Origin of the sequence: Oceanobacillus chungangensis, from assembly GCF_003369565.1 — a bacterium.
In the GTDB taxonomy this organism is placed as follows: Bacteria; Bacillota; Bacilli; order Bacillales; family Amphibacillaceae; genus Oceanobacillus; species Oceanobacillus chungangensis.
On record NZ_PIOD01000025.1, the window covers coordinates 346,684 to 363,416 of the forward strand.

A 16,733-nucleotide genomic window follows, 5' to 3' on the forward strand; every position below is an offset into this window, starting at 1 on the left:
ATTATTTAATAGGAAAGTCCGAATCCGAATGGAAATAAGACGTCGCCGTTCAAACTTGGAATTGTAACAGGCAACTGCCCGACCGGATTATTATCACCAAATATTGTAGCTGCAGTAGCATAAAAGCTTGCATCTCTAAATCCATATTGTGCTAAATATGCATCGATTTCTGGGAATGCCATAATGTCATATGGATTTCGGATGCCAACACCAACTACAGGAGCATCTACCTGTTCAATTAGCTGATTTACAAGTTGCATTTGTGGACTTGATGGCGCTCGTCCACTGACATTAAATGTATAGGAACCGAAGATAACAGCACGGGCATCCTGCAATGCTGCTAATTGGTCATTCTTTAAAGGACCTGATGCTTGAATAAGCTCTGTGTTACTATGATATTTTGTTATTGCATCGTACAAATTCTTGCTATACGTATTACCAATAACTACAATTTTATCTTCCCCTGCTGCTTGTAAAGGAAGTACATTGTCATTTTTAAGCATTGTAATGGATTGGTTTGCTGCATCTGCTTCCACCTGTTTATGTGCAGCTGAACCAACTACGGCCTCTGCATTAGCTACTAATTGTTCTACTGGAACTGGATTTTCTGTTTTTATGACCCCACGATTGATCTTTAAGGTTAATATCCTTCTAACAGATTCTTCAATCCGATTTTCTGTAATTTCTCCTTTTTCGACTGCATCGAGTAGGCCATTAACTACTTCCTCAAGTCCAACAGGCATTAAAATAATGTCAGTTCCTGCGTTGACAGTACGGATAACGGCATCTACTGCTCCGAAGTGTTCGGAAATTGCTGCCATGTTTAATGCATCGGTAATGATTACGCCATCGTAGTTCATTTCTTCTCGCATTAAACCAGTTAAGACTTTATGTGATAAGGTAGCGGGTAAAGATATTTCCGTTCCATCCTTTTTCGAAATCACCTTCGTATTATCTATTTTCGGGAAGGTAACATGTGCAGTCATAATTGCATCAATATCTGCATCCATTGCCTGTTGAAATGGCATTAGCTCTACTTCTAATAGACGTTCCTTATCATGTGGTACTTCAGGTAAACCAAGGTGTGAATCAACTGCTGTGTCCCCATGTCCCGGGAAATGTTTTGCTGTCGCTGCAACGCCATTGCTTTGAATTCCCTTAATATAGGAGATTCCTAGATCAGCAACTAATTCCGGAGTTTCACCAAAAGAACGGACACCGATAACTGGATTGTCAGGGTTGTTATTGACATCTAGTACTGGCGCAAGGTTCATATTAATACCAAGTGCATTTAATTCTTTACTAATCACACTGCCAACATTTTTAGCTGTTTCGGTTGAACGTGTTGCGCCAAGTGCCATATTACCAGGCATATAAGTTCCTGACTGTAATCGCCCAACGATTCCACCTTCTTGGTCGATTGTTAGCAGCAGCCCATATTTTTCAGCAGCTTCTTGATATGCTGCAACTAGCTCCGTCGTTTGTTCTGTTGTCACTACATTTTCCGCGAACAAAATGACTCCGCCAAGGTGGTAATCCTTTACCATTTGTTCTATTTCAGGCAGCATCTCTGTGACATTTTTTCCATTCCAGTTTCTAAAATCTGGCATCAGCATTTGTCCGATTTTCTCATTCAATGTCATGCCTTTGATTGCATTATCAATTATGTTGTATCGTTTTCCTTTTTGTTTAATAATAAGCTGTTCTGACTTTTTGTGATGAACGGCAATCTCGTCGGTAAATTTTCCGTCTGATACCGTAATCCATGAACGCCCATTTTGACCGGTAAACGTTACAATTCCATCTTGATTAACCGTTGCGACATTTTTGTTTTTTGAGCGCCATGTTAGATTATCTGATACAGCTTTAAAATGACCGTCACTGTATAGATGTAAGGCATTTAAATCAACTTTATTATTCGTGATTTCTATTTCTGCCTCAGGAATATTTTGCAAAATAACTAGATTGTCGATTTTTTTGCTTTTCTGCGCCTTAACATTCGAAGCGTTATAAGGGCTGATAAGTAATACTACTGTCGCAAATAACATGATTGAAGCTTTAATCCAGCGTTTCATAATTAACCTCCTATTATCTAGTAATTCCTTTTCTTCCATCCTTCACTCACTAGATTTAATGGTAATGATTGATTAGAATCGTCAGCGAGTTTAAGATTTGTTATATACCAACCGCGTCCGTTTGTTGTAGCGTCTGTTTGATATCGGAAGCGGATATGGGTTGTTCCGGCTGGGATAGCTACAGTTTCTGCTTGAAAGTCGACACTACTTCCGGTAAATTTGCTGTGGACTTGTTCCCAGCTTTCGCCTCCAGTCGAGACTTCTATGATTCCGAAGTCGAAGTCTTGTTCGATTCTGTACCATGTATCAAACGCAAGAGTAGCCTCATTTTCTATTGAAACTTCAGCTGTGATTACCCGATTTAATCGATCACCATATCCAGAAAACCATGCGTCCTTATTTTTAGTTGGCATTTTTACTGGAATCGCATCCGCAACTTGTCTAGCAATTTGCCGGCGTGCTGGATTTGTTGACACTGTCTCGCGTGATGGATGGACCCGATTCGTTAATAATATTGCGATTGTATCGTTGTTTAGATTAATGACTAATGAAGTCCCCGTATATCCAGTATGCCCTAGTGTAGATGCTTCGGATAAGGCATCCATATACCAGCCTTGCGCGAGCTCCCATCCTAATCCATGGTCATTCCCTGGAAATTCGGGAATCTGATTCTCTACTAGAAGTTTAATTGTTTCGGGCTTTAATATTCTTTTGCCACCATACTTCCCATCATTAATGAACATGTGGGCAAGTTTGCCTAAATCATTGGCAGTGGAAAATACTCCTGCATGGCCAGCAACACCGTCCAGGGACCATGCGCTTTCATCATGGACTTCACCCCATACAATGCCTCTATTTGTCCAAGGTTGATATTCTGTTGCAGCAATTCGATACTTTAAGGATGCAGGTGGATTATACATCGTGTCATTCATTTTTAAAGGTTTGGTAATCTTTTCATGTACATATTCATCGAGACGTTTTCCTGAAAGTCGTTCTATAATGGCACCTAATGTAATCATATTTAAATCGCTGTATGTGTAAGTAGATCCTGGAGTATTTGCTAGTGGGTATTGAAAAACGTATTGCAAGCGTTCTTCTCTATTTTCACCAATGGTGTATAGTGGAATCCATGCGGTAAATCCAGATGTGTGGGTCATAAGCTGTCTAATTGTGACATTCTCTTTTCCATTTTCGGCAAACTCTGGAATGTAGTTTGCAACTGGATCATCGAGTTCAAAAAGCCCTTCCTCATAAAGAATCATTGCGGCTGTTGTAGTGAAGATTTTACTAATTGATGCAAGGTCGAAAATTGTATCTTTTTCCATTGTGATCGGTTTGTCCACTTCTTTGCCAGTGCCGTCTTCGTATAAGAAGGCATGTCCATATGCTTCATGTTGTACAATATGGCCGCGCCTTGCTACGAATGTAACGGCACCAGGCATCATTCCATCATCAATCAAGTTTTCCAGCTCAGTATCAATCTGACGCAACGGTCCTTCCACCATACCTGCTCCTTTTGCGGAACCAGGATGTAAAACAGGTGAGGTAGGACCGGGCTGATCCCAAGAAAATTGTGGGTGTGGCATATTCCTCGATTCCTTTCTTTCCTGTTTTTCAATTGTTGGTTCGTGAATATTCCCATGACCAGCATGTACATTGGTTAATGATAGAAGTGCAATTAGGAAAATAATTAACAACGTTATTTTTCGCATAAGATTCCTCCCTTGTGAAAGATATGGAATAATAGAGATAGAGTATAATTATCCCAATGAATGAAAGCGAATTCATTAAATAAAATATACTAAGTATAATTCGTACTGTCTATGGAGCAAAAGGATCATATATGTTAGGGAAATTATGAAAAAACGATTATTGTTGTTGGCTTGATGTCACTAAAGTTAGTAAGATTAATAATGGTTAATAGTCTTTTGTTGAAAAATATTCTCTACACATAAGACTTAAGTCTTAATAAAAGTTAGATTTAAAGGTCATGATGATTTTTCTATTCTTAGCGTATACTCATATTACAAACAAAAGATAATTCATTTTTAATGCAAAAAGCTCTTTTCAAAAAAATGCTAGACGGTTGACATTATCCTAAGTCAGAGTTCAGTCCAGAACAACGGCAACAATAAGCGATGAATCAGATAAAAATAGGAAAGGCAGAGGATGAAAATGAAGAAGAATACGATTGTTGTTTTAATTGTAGCTGCTGTATTTATAGCAGCCATAATGAATTTTTTACCGTTTGGCCCGAATGGTAAAACCGAACATGAGCAAACGATTAATGAGGCATTTACCAAGGTCGATATAGAGACAGAAAATGTAGAAATTGAAATTTTATCTTCAAATAGCAGTGCGGCTGAAATTGAACTGAAGGGAAATAAAAATAATAAATATAAACTTGAGACTAAAGTAGAAGGAGACACGCTTCAAATCGAGGTTAAAGATAGATTGTTCCGCTGGTTTTCGTTTGGATTCTTTAATTCATCATCAGTATCTCTAAAAGTTTTCCTCCCAGAGAGGGCATATGATACGATTGAAGTTGTTACAGACAATGGAAAAATCAGAGCGAATGAAATGGAAGCAGATGTAATTAATATGGAAGCAGACAATGGTAAAATTATAGTTGATCATATAAAAAGCACTTCATTTAATTTTGAGGTGGATAACGGTGAGGTCTCATTAAGGGATATCGAGGGAGAAATTAACGGTTCTTCAAATAACGGTCGCATTTCTTTAATAACCGAATCATTGGATAGTCCTATAACCTTGGAAACAGATAATGGAGTTATTGACATTCAAACAGATGAGCAGCCTGCAAATGCTACCTTTGATATTAATGTTGATAATGGAAAAGTTACTGTGTTTGGAGAATCTAACTATGATACGATAATCGGTAATGGCGATAATCTAATCAAATTAACTGCAGATAATGGAAAGATAACGATACAATAATTTAACAAAAAGCTTAACTGGTCGATTGGCTAGTTAAGCTTTTTGTTAGTAATAAATAATAAATACTATAAAAGTCCTACAAATTTGAAAAATTTACTCTATAATAAAATAATAGCTAGATTACTAAGGGGAGAATTCTATTATGGTATTAACATTTAAAAAGAGAAAACAACTAGAGAAAAATGAAAACGTATTACTGCAATCAGCAAAACAAATGAATCCAATTGTAGAGGTCGATCCTGGTTCTGATTTAGACAAGCAATTAAAGATGTTAGATTTGACTGTGGAAGATTTCGCGATAGCACAGGCATTAAAGCCATATGTTGAAGAACAAATCGTTGAAATTGTCAATGGATTTTATCAGAATTTGGAACATAATGATGCCCTAATTGAAATAATTGAAACGTATAGTTCATTTGAAAGGTTAAAGAAAACACTGAGAAAACATGTTGTAGAAATATTCTCGGGTGAAATGAATGCGGCGTTTATTGAGAGAAGAAAGATTATAGCGCATGTGCATGTTAAAATCGGACTTACACAAAAGTGGTATATTGCTTCTTTTCAGAAAATCTTTGATGGGCTGATCAATGTTGTGATAGAAAATTTTTCAAACCATTCAGATTATACCCAGGCAATAAAAGTTATTAATAAACTATTAAACTTAGAACAACAGGTAGTATTAGAGGCATATGATGATGAATTTAATCGTATAAAGGACATTGAAACAGAAAGTAAAGTTGAGCTTTTTAAATCTTTAGAGCAAACATCTATAGGACTTGCTACCTTGTCGGAAGAAACAAATGCAGCGCTTGAGGAACTGACAACCCAAGTGAATGGGATGACAGCTCATTCAAAGGTTGGAACCACCTTTGCTGAAGATGCAAGTGAGGCTGCTAAACAAGGTAAATCGCGCCTAGTCGATATGAATCAATCATTCGACAGGGTACAAGAGAGTACAACGAAAGTAAACAGTGATATGGCGACCTTAGAGGAAATGTCAACGCAGATAAAAGATATTATAGAGATTGTGAAATCTATTGCTGGGCAGACGAATCTGTTGGCATTAAATGCATCAATAGAAGCAGCAAGAGCGGGCGAGCATGGGCTTGGCTTTGCAGTTGTTGCTGATGAAGTTAGAAAATTGGCGGAGCAGACAGCGAATTCAGTAACAAATGTTACAACTCTAATTGAAAAGACGAATGAGCAGATTTTCAATAGTTCTGCGTCTTTGCAAGATGTACAAACATTTTTATCGAAAGTGAATGAGCAAATGCGTAGTACAGATGAAGCATTTCTAAAAATTGATCAAACGATGGAGAAAACAAAACAAAGTAATCATGCTATTCAAGCAGAACTAGAAGCATTTGATGACGCACTTCTCGAGGTAGAGCAATCCGCATCGACCATTGCTGTAACTGCAGAAAAGTTGAATTCAATGATGGAAGAAGTAGAATAGTGGGGGGACAGGTGCCTGTCACTTTCCGGGTTTTGTTGAAAATGAACTGAAGATTGATAGACTTGCGGGAGCTCAGGTATATTGGATTGACTATCAGAATATCCTCTGGAAATTCGAGTTATTTTCAAATGTCTAAATTGGAGCAATTGAATAAGGGACGATGCAGCGTATAATACCACTATTTCCGAGTGTTCGTAGACCGATTGTGGGCGAGAATTTGAGTGTCAATCGGTCTACGAATTTTGTCGAAATGAATTGCTTAGATGTAGAATTCGACATATTGTTTAACCTTAGCATTCATGTTAAACTAACACCATAATGAAAAGGAGGGATACTGTGCAAAAGGAAACTACGAACCAGATTCTACTAGCTATAAGAGAGCTTGGTGAAAGTTTAAATCAGACCAATAAAGCGGTTGAAAATCTAAGTGTACAAATGCAAGAAATGAAGAATGAACTAAGACAAGAGATGCAAGAAATGAAGAATGAATTAAGACAAGGGATGCAGGAAATAAAAGTAGAATTAAAAGAAGATATCAAAAAAGTTGATTCAAAGATTACGATTCTATCAAATGAATTATTAGAAACGAAAGCTGATGTATTGCTCTTGAAACAGAATGGCTAGAGTTTGCCTACTACTAAATCATTGGTAATATCGTAATACAATTCACAACATTAGCGTAATTACAAGATGATATCAACATACCTCCTTCACTTAAATAATCTACCGGAAATTTTAAGGGATTGAAAAGAGTGTTACCCTATACCTCGATGCTATGGGTAGTTACTGCTATTCATTTATATAAAAACTCACAAAACACCCCTCAATATAATTTCGAACTTATTTTTCATTCTTTTAGGATTGAAGTTCCTTAGACAATATTAGCCGATTAAATATATAAAGAGTACCATCTGGAATTGCAACGATATCACTTAATATTCTATGAAGTTAGATGCTTATTTCAATTCAGACTGAATAACTTGGAGCCATGAGTATGTTCGTTGTACAAATATACCTATTTATAAATGGAAATATCATACTTATTACACTTGTGATACAATGCACTAATTATTATTATGGAATAGATAGGAGGAATGTAGGTTGACCCAGAAGATGATTGACGATTTGTTAGAGGTTATTACCTTTTGGTTGGCTGATATTAAGGATATTCAAGCAAACAGTTATCATATTGATGCATTATTCACTGATTTACAATCCCGAGCTGATGATATTCATATAGGTATCACCGGGTTGGAGAAAGATATTCAACAAATAGATGAGAGACTTGCTAGCATATTGTCCTGTGTTCTTGAAAATAACAATAATAAAAAGATAGCACAAAAAGCGATTTAGTTAAAGTTTGCAATAGCAGGCTTATTTTTTTTGCTGCGAAAATGAATGGGAGCGTTGATGAAATATATGGGTCCTGCTAAGCAATCCTCATGCAGATACCCTCAAATATAATCTAGCTTCCAACCCATATCCTCTCTCCATTCCTCTCATCCTTTAATAAATATCCCTTATAACATCCTAATTCTTCATAATCATGTATTCGATTCCATTTCATTTAACATAAAATCTTAATAAAATTCTCTTTATATATTTGTAAACGAACCGATAGATTAAATAGAACAACACTATGTTAATTTGGTTAACTACATAAGTGAAATCCGGTGTAAACAAAGATTTTATCAATCTAAGTTGTCACTTAACTTTAGGAGGAAAAAATGGATATATCATCTTTGATTGGGTTAATTCTAGGTATTGTCGCTATCGGGGTTGGGATGGTACTAAAGGGTGTTAGCATCACGGCATTAATTAATCCAGCAGCATTATTAATTATTATTTTAGGAACAATTGCAGCAGTTGTCATTGCATTCCCTACGAGTACTTTGAAAAAAGTCCCGAACTATTTCAAAATTATATTTACGAAGCAGAAAATAACGGATTCGGAAGCGTTGATTCTCATGTTCACCGACTGGGCAGATCAAACGCGTAGAGAAGGGATATTATCTTTAGAAACACAATTAAATGAAGTAGAAGATCCGTTTCTCATCTCGGGATTACAGTTAGCAATCGATGGACAAACACCAGAATTTATTCGAGAGGTAATGCTTGAGAAGATTGATGCCATGGAAGCACGACATGAGGTAGGGGCATCTGTTTTTACACAAGCGGGAACATATGCCCCCACACTTGGTGTACTTGGTGCGGTTATCGGCTTAATTGCGGCATTAGGGGATATGTCAGATATGAATGCGCTAGGAGCTGCAATTTCCGCAGCATTCGTTGCAACATTACTTGGAATTTTTACTGGGTATGTTCTATGGCATCCATTTGCAAATAAACTTAGAGAAAAATCAAAACAGGAAGTTTTACAAATGGAAATTATGGTAGAAGGGATTCTCTCAATAACGACTGGTGATTCCGCGATGATGGTACGTGAGAAACTTGGATCATTATTAACAACAAAAGAACAGGCGGAAATGAAACAGAGGGATAGCGATGCGTAGAAATAAAAAGAAAAAAGGAAGCCATATTGATGAATCGTGGTTACTCCCATATTCTGATCTATTAACATTACTCGTTGCATTATTCATTGTCTTATTTGCGATGAGTGATGTTAATGCAGCCAAATATAAAGAACTTGCGGGAATATTCCGTAATGAATTTTCTTCAGGTGGTGGTAGTGGAATACTTGAACAAAATAATGATCCCATTTCTCCAAATCCTCCTGAACAACAGCAAGAAGAGGAAAATGAAGAAGACGAATCGAAAATTGAAGAAGAACTGGAGTCGAAAACTGAAGAAGAGCGTAAGAGTGAGGAAGAGCTTCAGCATTTAAAAGCACTTCAAGAAGAAGTGAATCGGTATATCACGACGAATAGTCTGACTGAGAATTTAAGCACGAAATTAACCGATGAAGGTCTACTTGTCACAATTGTCAATGAAGTCTTTTTTGACCCGGGAAGTGCAGAAGTTAAGGAACAAGGAGCGGGAATCGCGAGAGAGGTATCGAATGTACTTGTTACAAAACCACCACATCAAATTGTAATTAGTGGACATGCGGATGATGTACCCATGAATAATGAAGAATATGGCTCAAACTGGGAATTGAGTGTTGCTCGGTCTGTTAATTTTATGCGGCTAGTGCTAGAAAATGAGAATCTAGATCCAACGCTATTCAGTGCAAAAGGATTCGGGGAATTTAAGCCAATTGTGCCAAATACGAGTGCGGAAAATCGGGCAAAGAACCGCCGAGTAGAAGTACTTATTCTCCCAAATCATGAAATAAATACTGGAGAATAACCCCTTCCTTTCAATAAACAAAACTGCAAGAATTGAACATTAAGGAGTTAAGACGAAATGAAAAAACGGTTTAAAATAAAAAATATTAGAGCAAGAATGACACTAGGATTCTCAGTAATTATTGGGTTGTTTATCTTATTTGCCATTTATAATTTTTTCTCTATATATAAAACGAATGAAGCTACTAGGGAAATTATAAATTATCAAATGGAATTGCTAATTGTAGACCAAGAACTGGTATCAAACATGGCACAACGTGAAGGCTATTTACGTGGATTCTTATTGTATGGTGACACAGGAATGAGAGATAGATTTAAGGACTCAATCGAAGAAACAATTGCATTAGAAAACAGATTACTGGAATTAAATGATACGGAAGCAACAAGAGTCCTTATCGATAAGAAGATCGTTTGGGGAACGTTAACAGATGAAGTGTTTGAAACATACGACAACGGAAATGAAGAAGAAGCAAACCGAATAATGAATTCGGAAGTAATACCACTTTCAGAAGAGATAATGACAGAATTCCAAGAAGCAACCAATAATAGAGAAGATCTTATTCAAGCTGGAGGAAAGAGAATTATTGAAAATGGAAATACAACGTTCTTTATTAGTTTAATTGTCGGCGGACTTATTTTAATATTTGGTATTGCAAGTGCAGTACTTACTTCACGTAGTATTACAAAGCCGATCAAATCATTGATGGACCGGATGAACTTAGTTGCAAAAGGAGATCTAAGTGGAGAGTTGCTAGAGGTTAGATCAGCAGACGAAGTAGCACAGTTAACAGTAGCTACTAACGAAATGGTATTGAATAACAGAGATCTACTATCAAAAATTAGTACCGTTTCAGAGACCGTTTCAAGCGAGGGTGAAGAATTGACAAGTGCCGCGAATGAAGTGAAAGCGGGATCAGACCAAATTGCAGTCACGATGCAGGAGTTGGCAACAGGTTCAGAAACACAGGCGAACAGTGCTAGTGACCTTGCTGCAATCATGGTAAACTTTACTGAAAAAGTTTCTGAAGCGAATGAAAGAGGACAAACGATTCATGAGTATTCCACTAAAGTATTGGAAATGACAAATGAAGGACGAAGCTTAATGGAAGGCTCACAAAAACAAATGGGAAGTATTGATCAGCTTGTGAAGGACGCGGTACAGAATGTCCGAGGATTAGATGAGCAGTCACAGGAGATTTCTAAATTAGTTTCTGTCATTCAAGAAATTGCTGATCAAACAAATTTATTAGCGTTAAATGCGGCAATTGAAGCAGCTAGAGCGGGCGAGCATGGAAAAGGTTTTGCAGTAGTTGCTGATGAAGTGCGTAAATTGGCTGAACAAGTATCGGTTTCTGTAACAGATATAACTGGTATCGTGACAGCAATCCAAAACGAAGCAAGTAAAATTGCAGGGTCTTTACGTGGAGGATATGAAGAGGTTGAGCAAGGAACGAAACAAATTCAAACAACAGGTACAATGTTAAATGAAATCGGTGAGTCAGTGACTAAAATGGTGCAGGACATTACTGCTGTATCGGGTAATTTGTACGAAATCGTAGAGAATACTCAAGAAATGAACAGTTCCATTGAAGAAATAGCCTCGGTTTCTGAAGAAGCGGCTGCTGGTGTCGAGGAAATAGCTGCCTCGACTGAACAAACGAGCAGTTCAATGGATGAAGTAGCCGCAACCTCTGTACAGCTTTCAAAGGCGGCAGAAGAGTTGGAAGGATTAGTAAAACAGTTTAAGTTATAGATTTCATTTGAACGAATGATTGAGATAAAGTGAGATTAAGTTTGTGGCAAAATGTCACAAACTTATCTGCATTTAGCATTATTTTACATGTTAAATCGTCAATTATGGTTCCATTTATAAAAATTAACATTGATAGGAGATTTCCCAAATGACGATAACAACAAATGAACGAAATCGATATATTACGAATCTACTAAATGAAATGCATCATTCCTTGCAATCGATTATCCCATTAGATCATGAGCTTTCTAAGCCAAGCTTACAGGAGCATACATTGAAGCTTACTTTTGGTGTGCTTATTGGTATTACGGGGGACATAAGAGGCAAATTAATTTTTTCCGGGAATCAATCTGTATTTGGTTCGATTGCGGAATCAATGTATGGCATGGCAATAGAGGGTGAGATGCTAACGTCATTTAGTGGTGAACTTGGAAATATGATTGCAGGTAATCTGGCGACAAACATCGTAAAATACGAGCTTAGAACAGATATTACTGCACCAACAACCATAGAAGGTAATACCACCCTTTCTGGCTATGATAAAGCAATACTGCTTACTGCATCTTTTGGTGGAGCAGATAATTTAGAAATCTATTTGATACTAGATTAATAAACTCATAGGATTAAAAAAATATTCTTTATTTTAGTGAAACCCTTCATTTGCGAGAATTTTTCTCCGATAATGGAAATAGGTAATTATTACTAGTATAATCATATATAGAGGTGTGTTTTGTTAGATAAGCTGGAGTAAGTAAAGCTATTTTTTTGATATATATATATATGAATAATACATAAATATACAAAAGCTGATCGGATTAACCATATGAGAAAGGAAGTAATACATGGAGACGGATCAATATTTAGAAGTGTTTTTGGATGAAAGTCGCGAACATCTACAAGCTGTGAATGATAATATTTTAGAATTAGAAAAGAAACCGGATGACCTCAATCTTGTGAACGAAATCTTTCGTTCTGCTCATACACTTAAAGGAATGTCGGCAACAATGGGATATGAGGATATTGCTTCATTGACACATAAGATGGAAAATGTATTGGATCAAATCCGTAATAATAAACTAACGGTTACGACAGAAGTAATTGATATTATCTTCCAAGCAATTGAGTATTTGGAAGATATGGTAGATGCAATTAGTGAGGGAAAAGATGGAAAGAAGGATGTATCGACGCTTGTACATCGTTTAGAATTAGTTGAAAAGGGGGAAACAATCAGTGCTTCAGATGCAGCTTTGGAAGTTGCGAGTACAATTGAGCCTCAGGAAGCATTGCAATTAGAGTTGGATGAGTTTCAAATGACGATTATCGAACAAGCTAAAGAGCAAAATGTGTTTGGTTATCAGCTTACTGTTCGCTTATCACAGGATAGTATCTTAAAGGGTGCACGTGCCTTCATGGTATTTGAGGCATTGGAGAAGACTGGTGAGATTGTCAAGACTTCCCCTGCTGTGGAAGAAATAGAAGAAGGAGACTTCGACCAGGAGTTCACCCTTATTTTCTTATCTAAGGAAACAGCAGAAGCGATTAAGACTCCACTTTATAAAATATCTGAAGTGGAAAATGTATCCATAAGCACGCTTATTTTTGAACAGAAAGAGCAAGTACAAGAAAAAGCTGCTGAAGCAACGAATGAATTGAGCCCACAACCAGAAAAGGCATCTATAGAGAGTAAAAGTAATCATGCAACTAAAACGATCCGGGTAAATCTAGAACGAATTGATGACCTCTTAAACTTGTTTGAAGAAGTGGTAATTGATCGCAGTAGATTAGAAGTGATATCGGAAGGTATCAATAATCCGGATTTACTGGAAACTGTAGAACATATGGGGCGTGTATCATCTGATATGCAAAGCTTGATCCTGGCAATGCGAATGGTGCAAATCGAGCAAGTATTCAACCGCTTCCCAAGGATGATTAGGGGATTGGCTAGAGATCTTGATAAGAAAATAAACTTGGAGATTATTGGAGCGGAAACAGAACTCGATCGAACGGTAATCGACGAGATTGGTGATCCATTAGTACATTTGATACGTAATTCAGTGGATCATGGTATTGAGATGCCAGAAGAAAGAAAGCGAGCTGGAAAGCCTGAGGAAGGGAAGATTATTCTACGAGCATTTCATAGTGGAAATCATGTCTTTATTGAAATTGAAGATGATGGTGCAGGAATCAATCGAAATAAAGTAGAAGCAAAGGCAATTGAAAAAGGGATTATCACTGCGGAACATGCTGAGACATTATCCGATGATGAAGTTGCACAGCTTATTTTATCTTCTGGATTTAGTACGGCAGACCATATTTCTAATATATCTGGTCGAGGCGTTGGACTTGATGTTGTAAAAAGTAAAATCGAATCCCTAAGTGGTCAAATTAGCATTGAGACAGAAGAAGGAAAGGGCAGTATCTTCTCGATTCAATTGCCACTAACCCTTTCTATCATTTCGACTTTACTTGTGAAAGTAGAACAAGAGACATATGCAATTCCACTTTCTTCGATTATTGAAACGGTACTGCTGGAAGAATCAGAGATTATGACAGCTCATGGTCAGAAGGTAATGGACTTTAGAGGACATGTCATTCCGCTTGTATCACTGTCGGAAGTATTCCAGGTCCCATCTGTGGAAAAAAATAAATCGAAACATGAAGCAATTGTTATCGTTAAAAAAGGCGAAAAACTAACAGGGCTAATTGTTGATAGCTTCCTCGGTCAAAAAGAGGTCGTATTGAAATCACTAGGTTTTTATTTACGTGATGTCTTTGCAATATCAGGCGCAACTATTTTAGGTGATGGTGAGGTTGCGTTAATTATTGATCCGAATGCATTGATAAAATAAGAGAACGGAGGCTTCAGAGATGGCAGAAGTAAATAAATATATTTTATTTAAGCTAAAGAATCAGACGTTTGGCGTTGAGGTTTCGCAGGTAATTTCCATTGAAAGATTACAGGAAATTACTGAAGTCCCGCGAACATCTGAATTTATAAAAGGTGTTACCTATATTCGCGAGAAAACAACGCCCGTGATTGACTTGAAAGAAAGATTATTGATGGACGAAGCAAAATCAACTGATGATACTCGTATTTTAGTAGTAAATATTAATTCGATGCAAATTGGATTAATTGTTGATGCTGCAACTGAGGTAAAGGATATCGATCAATCTGTCATTGATCCAGCACCAGAACTTATCGGTGGTGTGAAAGAAACCTTTATTAAAGGGGTAGCTAGATTAGAAAGTGGATTATTGATTTTGCTAGAATTAGAGAGTATTATCGATCCAAATGAAACGAATGAATTATTAGAAGTAGTTGCCGAATAGCAAAGATTTCTGCCTGTAACTTAATGGAATATAGCGTTAGAAAAAATCACATGTTTTCGGATATGTGGTTTTTTCTCTTATGCTATTATTAAGTGCGATGTTGATTTCCTCTTGAATAGCTCTTTTTATAGTTCGTATTCTTGTAAGAAGAAAGCTTTGATAGAATAAATTCTATTAGATAATGTTGCTTCACCTTCAAAGAGTCTTCTGCTTTTCTCTCCAATCGTTTCGTAAGGTTTTCTGCTATTGATATTAAGAGATAACTAACTGGAGATGGAAATTGCTCACGGGCTAGTCGCTCCAAAAATACACTACGCTTTCCGCTGGGGGCTGGTGAGCCTTCTTGTGCTGATGCAATTCGAAGTCTCACCTAGGCCCTTCCTCCCGCAGGAGTCTTCGTGTATTTTCTCCGCTGGAGTGGTGTTAGAAAAATTACTATCTTTCTATAAAATGAGATAGCACTTCCCCTCACACATAGCTTTATCGTAAACATCGAAATAGCGGTTGTTCAACCGATTTATTATATATTGTTCAGGGAAATAATATTGGGCGAAATATTATTGATTCTAAAGCTACATTCATTTAGAATAGCTAAGTATGACGTTAAGAGACCGTGTCTTTTCTAATCGGAATAATTAGTAGAACTTAAGGTAAAAGAGAGATGATGTAAATGCCAAAGCAAATTTGGCTATTGGTAATAGCAACAACGATTAATGTAACGGGTGGCTCTTTTCTATGGCCATTGAATACTATTTATATGCATAATGAGCTTGGCAGAAGTTTAGCTTTTGCTGGGTTCATTTTAATGTTTAATACGGCTGCAAATATTGCTGGAAATTTGCTAGGTGGCGCTTTGTTTGATCGGTATAGTGCGTATAAGACAATATTATATGGGACTCTATTAGCGACACTTGCAACAATCGGTATTTCACTTTTCCATAGTGTAGTGCCATATACTATCTTTCTTATATTAATTGGATTTGGTAATGGGATTACGTGGCCAGTAATTATGGCAATGGCTGGTTCGGTTTGGCCAGAAGGTGGTCGACGCGCTTTTAATGCAATATATGTTGCTCAAAATCTAGGTGTTGCCCTCGGTGCGACGTTAGGAGGATATATTGCTAGTATTTCATTCGATTATATATTCTGGGCGAATGCACTATTATTTATCGTCTTTTTCTTCATCGTTTTATTTAAATTTAAAGAAATGGATCAATTACAAAACCCACAAATGCATACTTCGGTTATCAAACAAAGTGGAAAAATTAAAGATAAGAGTGCATTCTATTCCTTGTTGATCCTATGTAGTGGTTTTCTGATTACGTGGGTAGCTTATAGTCAGTGGCAATCCACGATAGCGTCCCATACACAGGACATTGGAATTCCGCTTGAACAATATAGCTCTCTCTGGGCGATAAATGGTTTTCTTATCGTTTTTGCTCAACCTTTGGTAAAATGGATAACAGGGAAGATTACTTCTCCAAGGATTCACATTTACATTGGGATCGCAATTATGATTGTGTCCTACGTGATTGCCATGTTTGCAGCTGATTTCACGATGTTTGCAACCGCAATGGTGATATTAACGATGGGAGAAGTATTGATGTGGCCGGCATTTCCAACACTGGCAAATGATCTGGCACCAAAGGGAAGAAAAGGATTTTACCAAGGTCTAGTGAACAGTATTGGTGCTACAGGAAGAATGATTGGTCCTGTAGTCGGTGGGTTTATTGTCGATATGTATAATATTGAGCTCTTATTTTATATTTTAATCGCAATTTTATTTATCCCATTTGTGACAACAAAGCTTTATGATCGAACAGTGAACGTAGAAAAATAAACAACGTAAGGGG

General features: G+C 37.0%; 14 protein-coding genes and 1 pseudogene. 12 read left to right on the top strand and 3 right to left on the bottom strand.

The features are described 5' to 3' along the window. Positions 1 to 5 precede the first annotated feature (5 nt). Together CWR45_RS17855 and CWR45_RS17860 are read right to left on the bottom strand one after the other, a co-directional pair. The gene (locus tag CWR45_RS17855; protein ID WP_115751190.1) at positions 6 to 2,075 is read right to left on the bottom strand and encodes a glycoside hydrolase family 3 protein; all 2,070 of its coding nucleotides are present in this window, start codon (positions 2,073 to 2,075) and stop codon (positions 6 to 8) included. 17 nt (positions 2,076 to 2,092) lie between these two features. Then, positions 2,093 to 3,787, bottom strand: a complete 1,695-nt coding sequence (locus CWR45_RS17860; protein WP_115751191.1) for a serine hydrolase domain-containing protein — start codon at positions 3,785 to 3,787, stop codon at positions 2,093 to 2,095. A 457-nt stretch (positions 3,788 to 4,244) separates the two neighbouring features. On the opposite strand from CWR45_RS17860, the gene CWR45_RS17865 reads away from it, so the two are divergent. The 11 genes and pseudogenes from CWR45_RS17865 (at position 4,245) to CWR45_RS17910 (ending at position 14,880) form a co-directional block, all read left to right on the top strand. Next, entirely contained in the window at positions 4,245 to 5,033 is a 789-nt protein-coding gene (locus CWR45_RS17865; RefSeq protein ID WP_115751192.1) for a DUF4097 family beta strand repeat-containing protein, read from the top strand. A gap of 214 nt (positions 5,034 to 5,247) precedes the next feature. After that, a pseudogene (locus CWR45_RS20545) lies at positions 5,248 to 5,721 on the top strand (protoglobin family protein); the annotation flags it as partial. Between the two features lie 234 nt (positions 5,722 to 5,955). Continuing rightward, entirely contained in the window at positions 5,956 to 6,489 is a 534-nt protein-coding gene (locus CWR45_RS20550; protein ID WP_425453642.1) for a methyl-accepting chemotaxis protein, read from the top strand. Between the two features lie 336 nt (positions 6,490 to 6,825). Further along, complete coding sequence (locus CWR45_RS17875; RefSeq protein ID WP_115751194.1) at positions 6,826 to 7,113, top strand: hypothetical protein; 288 nt, start codon at positions 6,826 to 6,828, stop codon at positions 7,111 to 7,113. A 477-nt stretch (positions 7,114 to 7,590) separates the two neighbouring features. Next, positions 7,591 to 7,842: a hypothetical protein gene (locus CWR45_RS17880; protein WP_115751195.1), complete on the top strand. Its 252-nt coding sequence runs from the start codon at positions 7,591 to 7,593 to the stop codon at positions 7,840 to 7,842. A 374-nt stretch (positions 7,843 to 8,216) separates the two neighbouring features. Beyond that, complete coding sequence (gene motA / locus CWR45_RS17885) at positions 8,217 to 9,002, top strand: flagellar motor stator protein MotA (protein WP_115751196.1); 786 nt, start codon at positions 8,217 to 8,219, stop codon at positions 9,000 to 9,002. Beyond that, positions 8,995 to 9,798, top strand: coding sequence for a flagellar motor protein MotB (gene motB, locus CWR45_RS17890; protein ID WP_115751197.1), 804 nt, complete (start codon positions 8,995 to 8,997; stop codon positions 9,796 to 9,798). The genes motA and motB overlap by 8 nt, the downstream gene beginning before the upstream one ends. 57 nt (positions 9,799 to 9,855) lie before the next feature. Beyond that, the gene (locus tag CWR45_RS17895) at positions 9,856 to 11,550 is read left to right on the top strand and encodes a methyl-accepting chemotaxis protein (protein WP_115751198.1); all 1,695 of its coding nucleotides are present in this window, start codon (positions 9,856 to 9,858) and stop codon (positions 11,548 to 11,550) included. A 148-nt stretch (positions 11,551 to 11,698) separates the two neighbouring features. After that, positions 11,699 to 12,160, top strand: a complete 462-nt coding sequence (locus CWR45_RS17900; protein ID WP_115751199.1) for a chemotaxis protein CheX — start codon at positions 11,699 to 11,701, stop codon at positions 12,158 to 12,160. A 232-nt stretch (positions 12,161 to 12,392) separates the two neighbouring features. Next, positions 12,393 to 14,399 (top strand): chemotaxis protein CheA, encoded by a 2,007-nt coding sequence (locus CWR45_RS17905; protein WP_115751200.1) that lies wholly within the window; start codon positions 12,393 to 12,395, stop codon positions 14,397 to 14,399. 19 nt (positions 14,400 to 14,418) lie between these two features. Beyond that, positions 14,419 to 14,880, top strand: a complete 462-nt coding sequence (locus CWR45_RS17910) for a chemotaxis protein CheW (RefSeq protein ID WP_115751201.1) — start codon at positions 14,419 to 14,421, stop codon at positions 14,878 to 14,880. A gap of 88 nt (positions 14,881 to 14,968) precedes the next feature. Here the strand turns inward: CWR45_RS17910 and CWR45_RS17915 are convergent, their stop codons facing one another. Continuing rightward, the gene (locus CWR45_RS17915; RefSeq protein ID WP_115751202.1) at positions 14,969 to 15,250 is read right to left on the bottom strand and encodes a hypothetical protein; all 282 of its coding nucleotides are present in this window, start codon (positions 15,248 to 15,250) and stop codon (positions 14,969 to 14,971) included. Between the two features lie 300 nt (positions 15,251 to 15,550). Here CWR45_RS17915 and CWR45_RS17920 point away from each other — a divergent pair, with 300 nt between their 5' ends. Next, positions 15,551 to 16,720, top strand: a complete 1,170-nt coding sequence (locus CWR45_RS17920) for an MDR family MFS transporter (RefSeq protein ID WP_115751203.1) — start codon at positions 15,551 to 15,553, stop codon at positions 16,718 to 16,720. Positions 16,721 to 16,733: the final 13 nt, after the last annotated feature.

Excerpts from the sequence above, each read along its gene's own strand:
- CWR45_RS17855 (WP_115751190.1), bottom strand. The coding sequence starts at position 2,075 with ATGAAACGCTGGATTAAAGCTTCAATCATGTTATTTGCGACAGTAGTA.
- CWR45_RS17860 (WP_115751191.1), bottom strand. The coding sequence starts at position 3,787 with ATGCGAAAAATAACGTTGTTAATTATTTTCCTAATTGCACTTCTATCA.
- CWR45_RS17865 (WP_115751192.1), top strand. The coding sequence starts at position 4,245 with ATGAAAATGAAGAAGAATACGATTGTTGTTTTAATTGTAGCTGCTGTA.
- CWR45_RS20550 (WP_425453642.1), top strand. The coding sequence starts at position 5,956 with ATGAATCAATCATTCGACAGGGTACAAGAGAGTACAACGAAAGTAAAC.
- motA (WP_115751196.1), top strand. The coding sequence starts at position 8,217 with ATGGATATATCATCTTTGATTGGGTTAATTCTAGGTATTGTCGCTATC.
- motB (WP_115751197.1), top strand. The coding sequence starts at position 8,995 with ATGCGTAGAAATAAAAAGAAAAAAGGAAGCCATATTGATGAATCGTGG.
- CWR45_RS17895 (WP_115751198.1), top strand. The coding sequence starts at position 9,856 with ATGAAAAAACGGTTTAAAATAAAAAATATTAGAGCAAGAATGACACTA.
- CWR45_RS17900 (WP_115751199.1), top strand. The coding sequence starts at position 11,699 with ATGACGATAACAACAAATGAACGAAATCGATATATTACGAATCTACTA.
- CWR45_RS17905 (WP_115751200.1), top strand. The coding sequence starts at position 12,393 with ATGGAGACGGATCAATATTTAGAAGTGTTTTTGGATGAAAGTCGCGAA.
- CWR45_RS17910 (WP_115751201.1), top strand. The coding sequence starts at position 14,419 with ATGGCAGAAGTAAATAAATATATTTTATTTAAGCTAAAGAATCAGACG.
- CWR45_RS17920 (WP_115751203.1), top strand. The coding sequence starts at position 15,551 with ATGCCAAAGCAAATTTGGCTATTGGTAATAGCAACAACGATTAATGTA.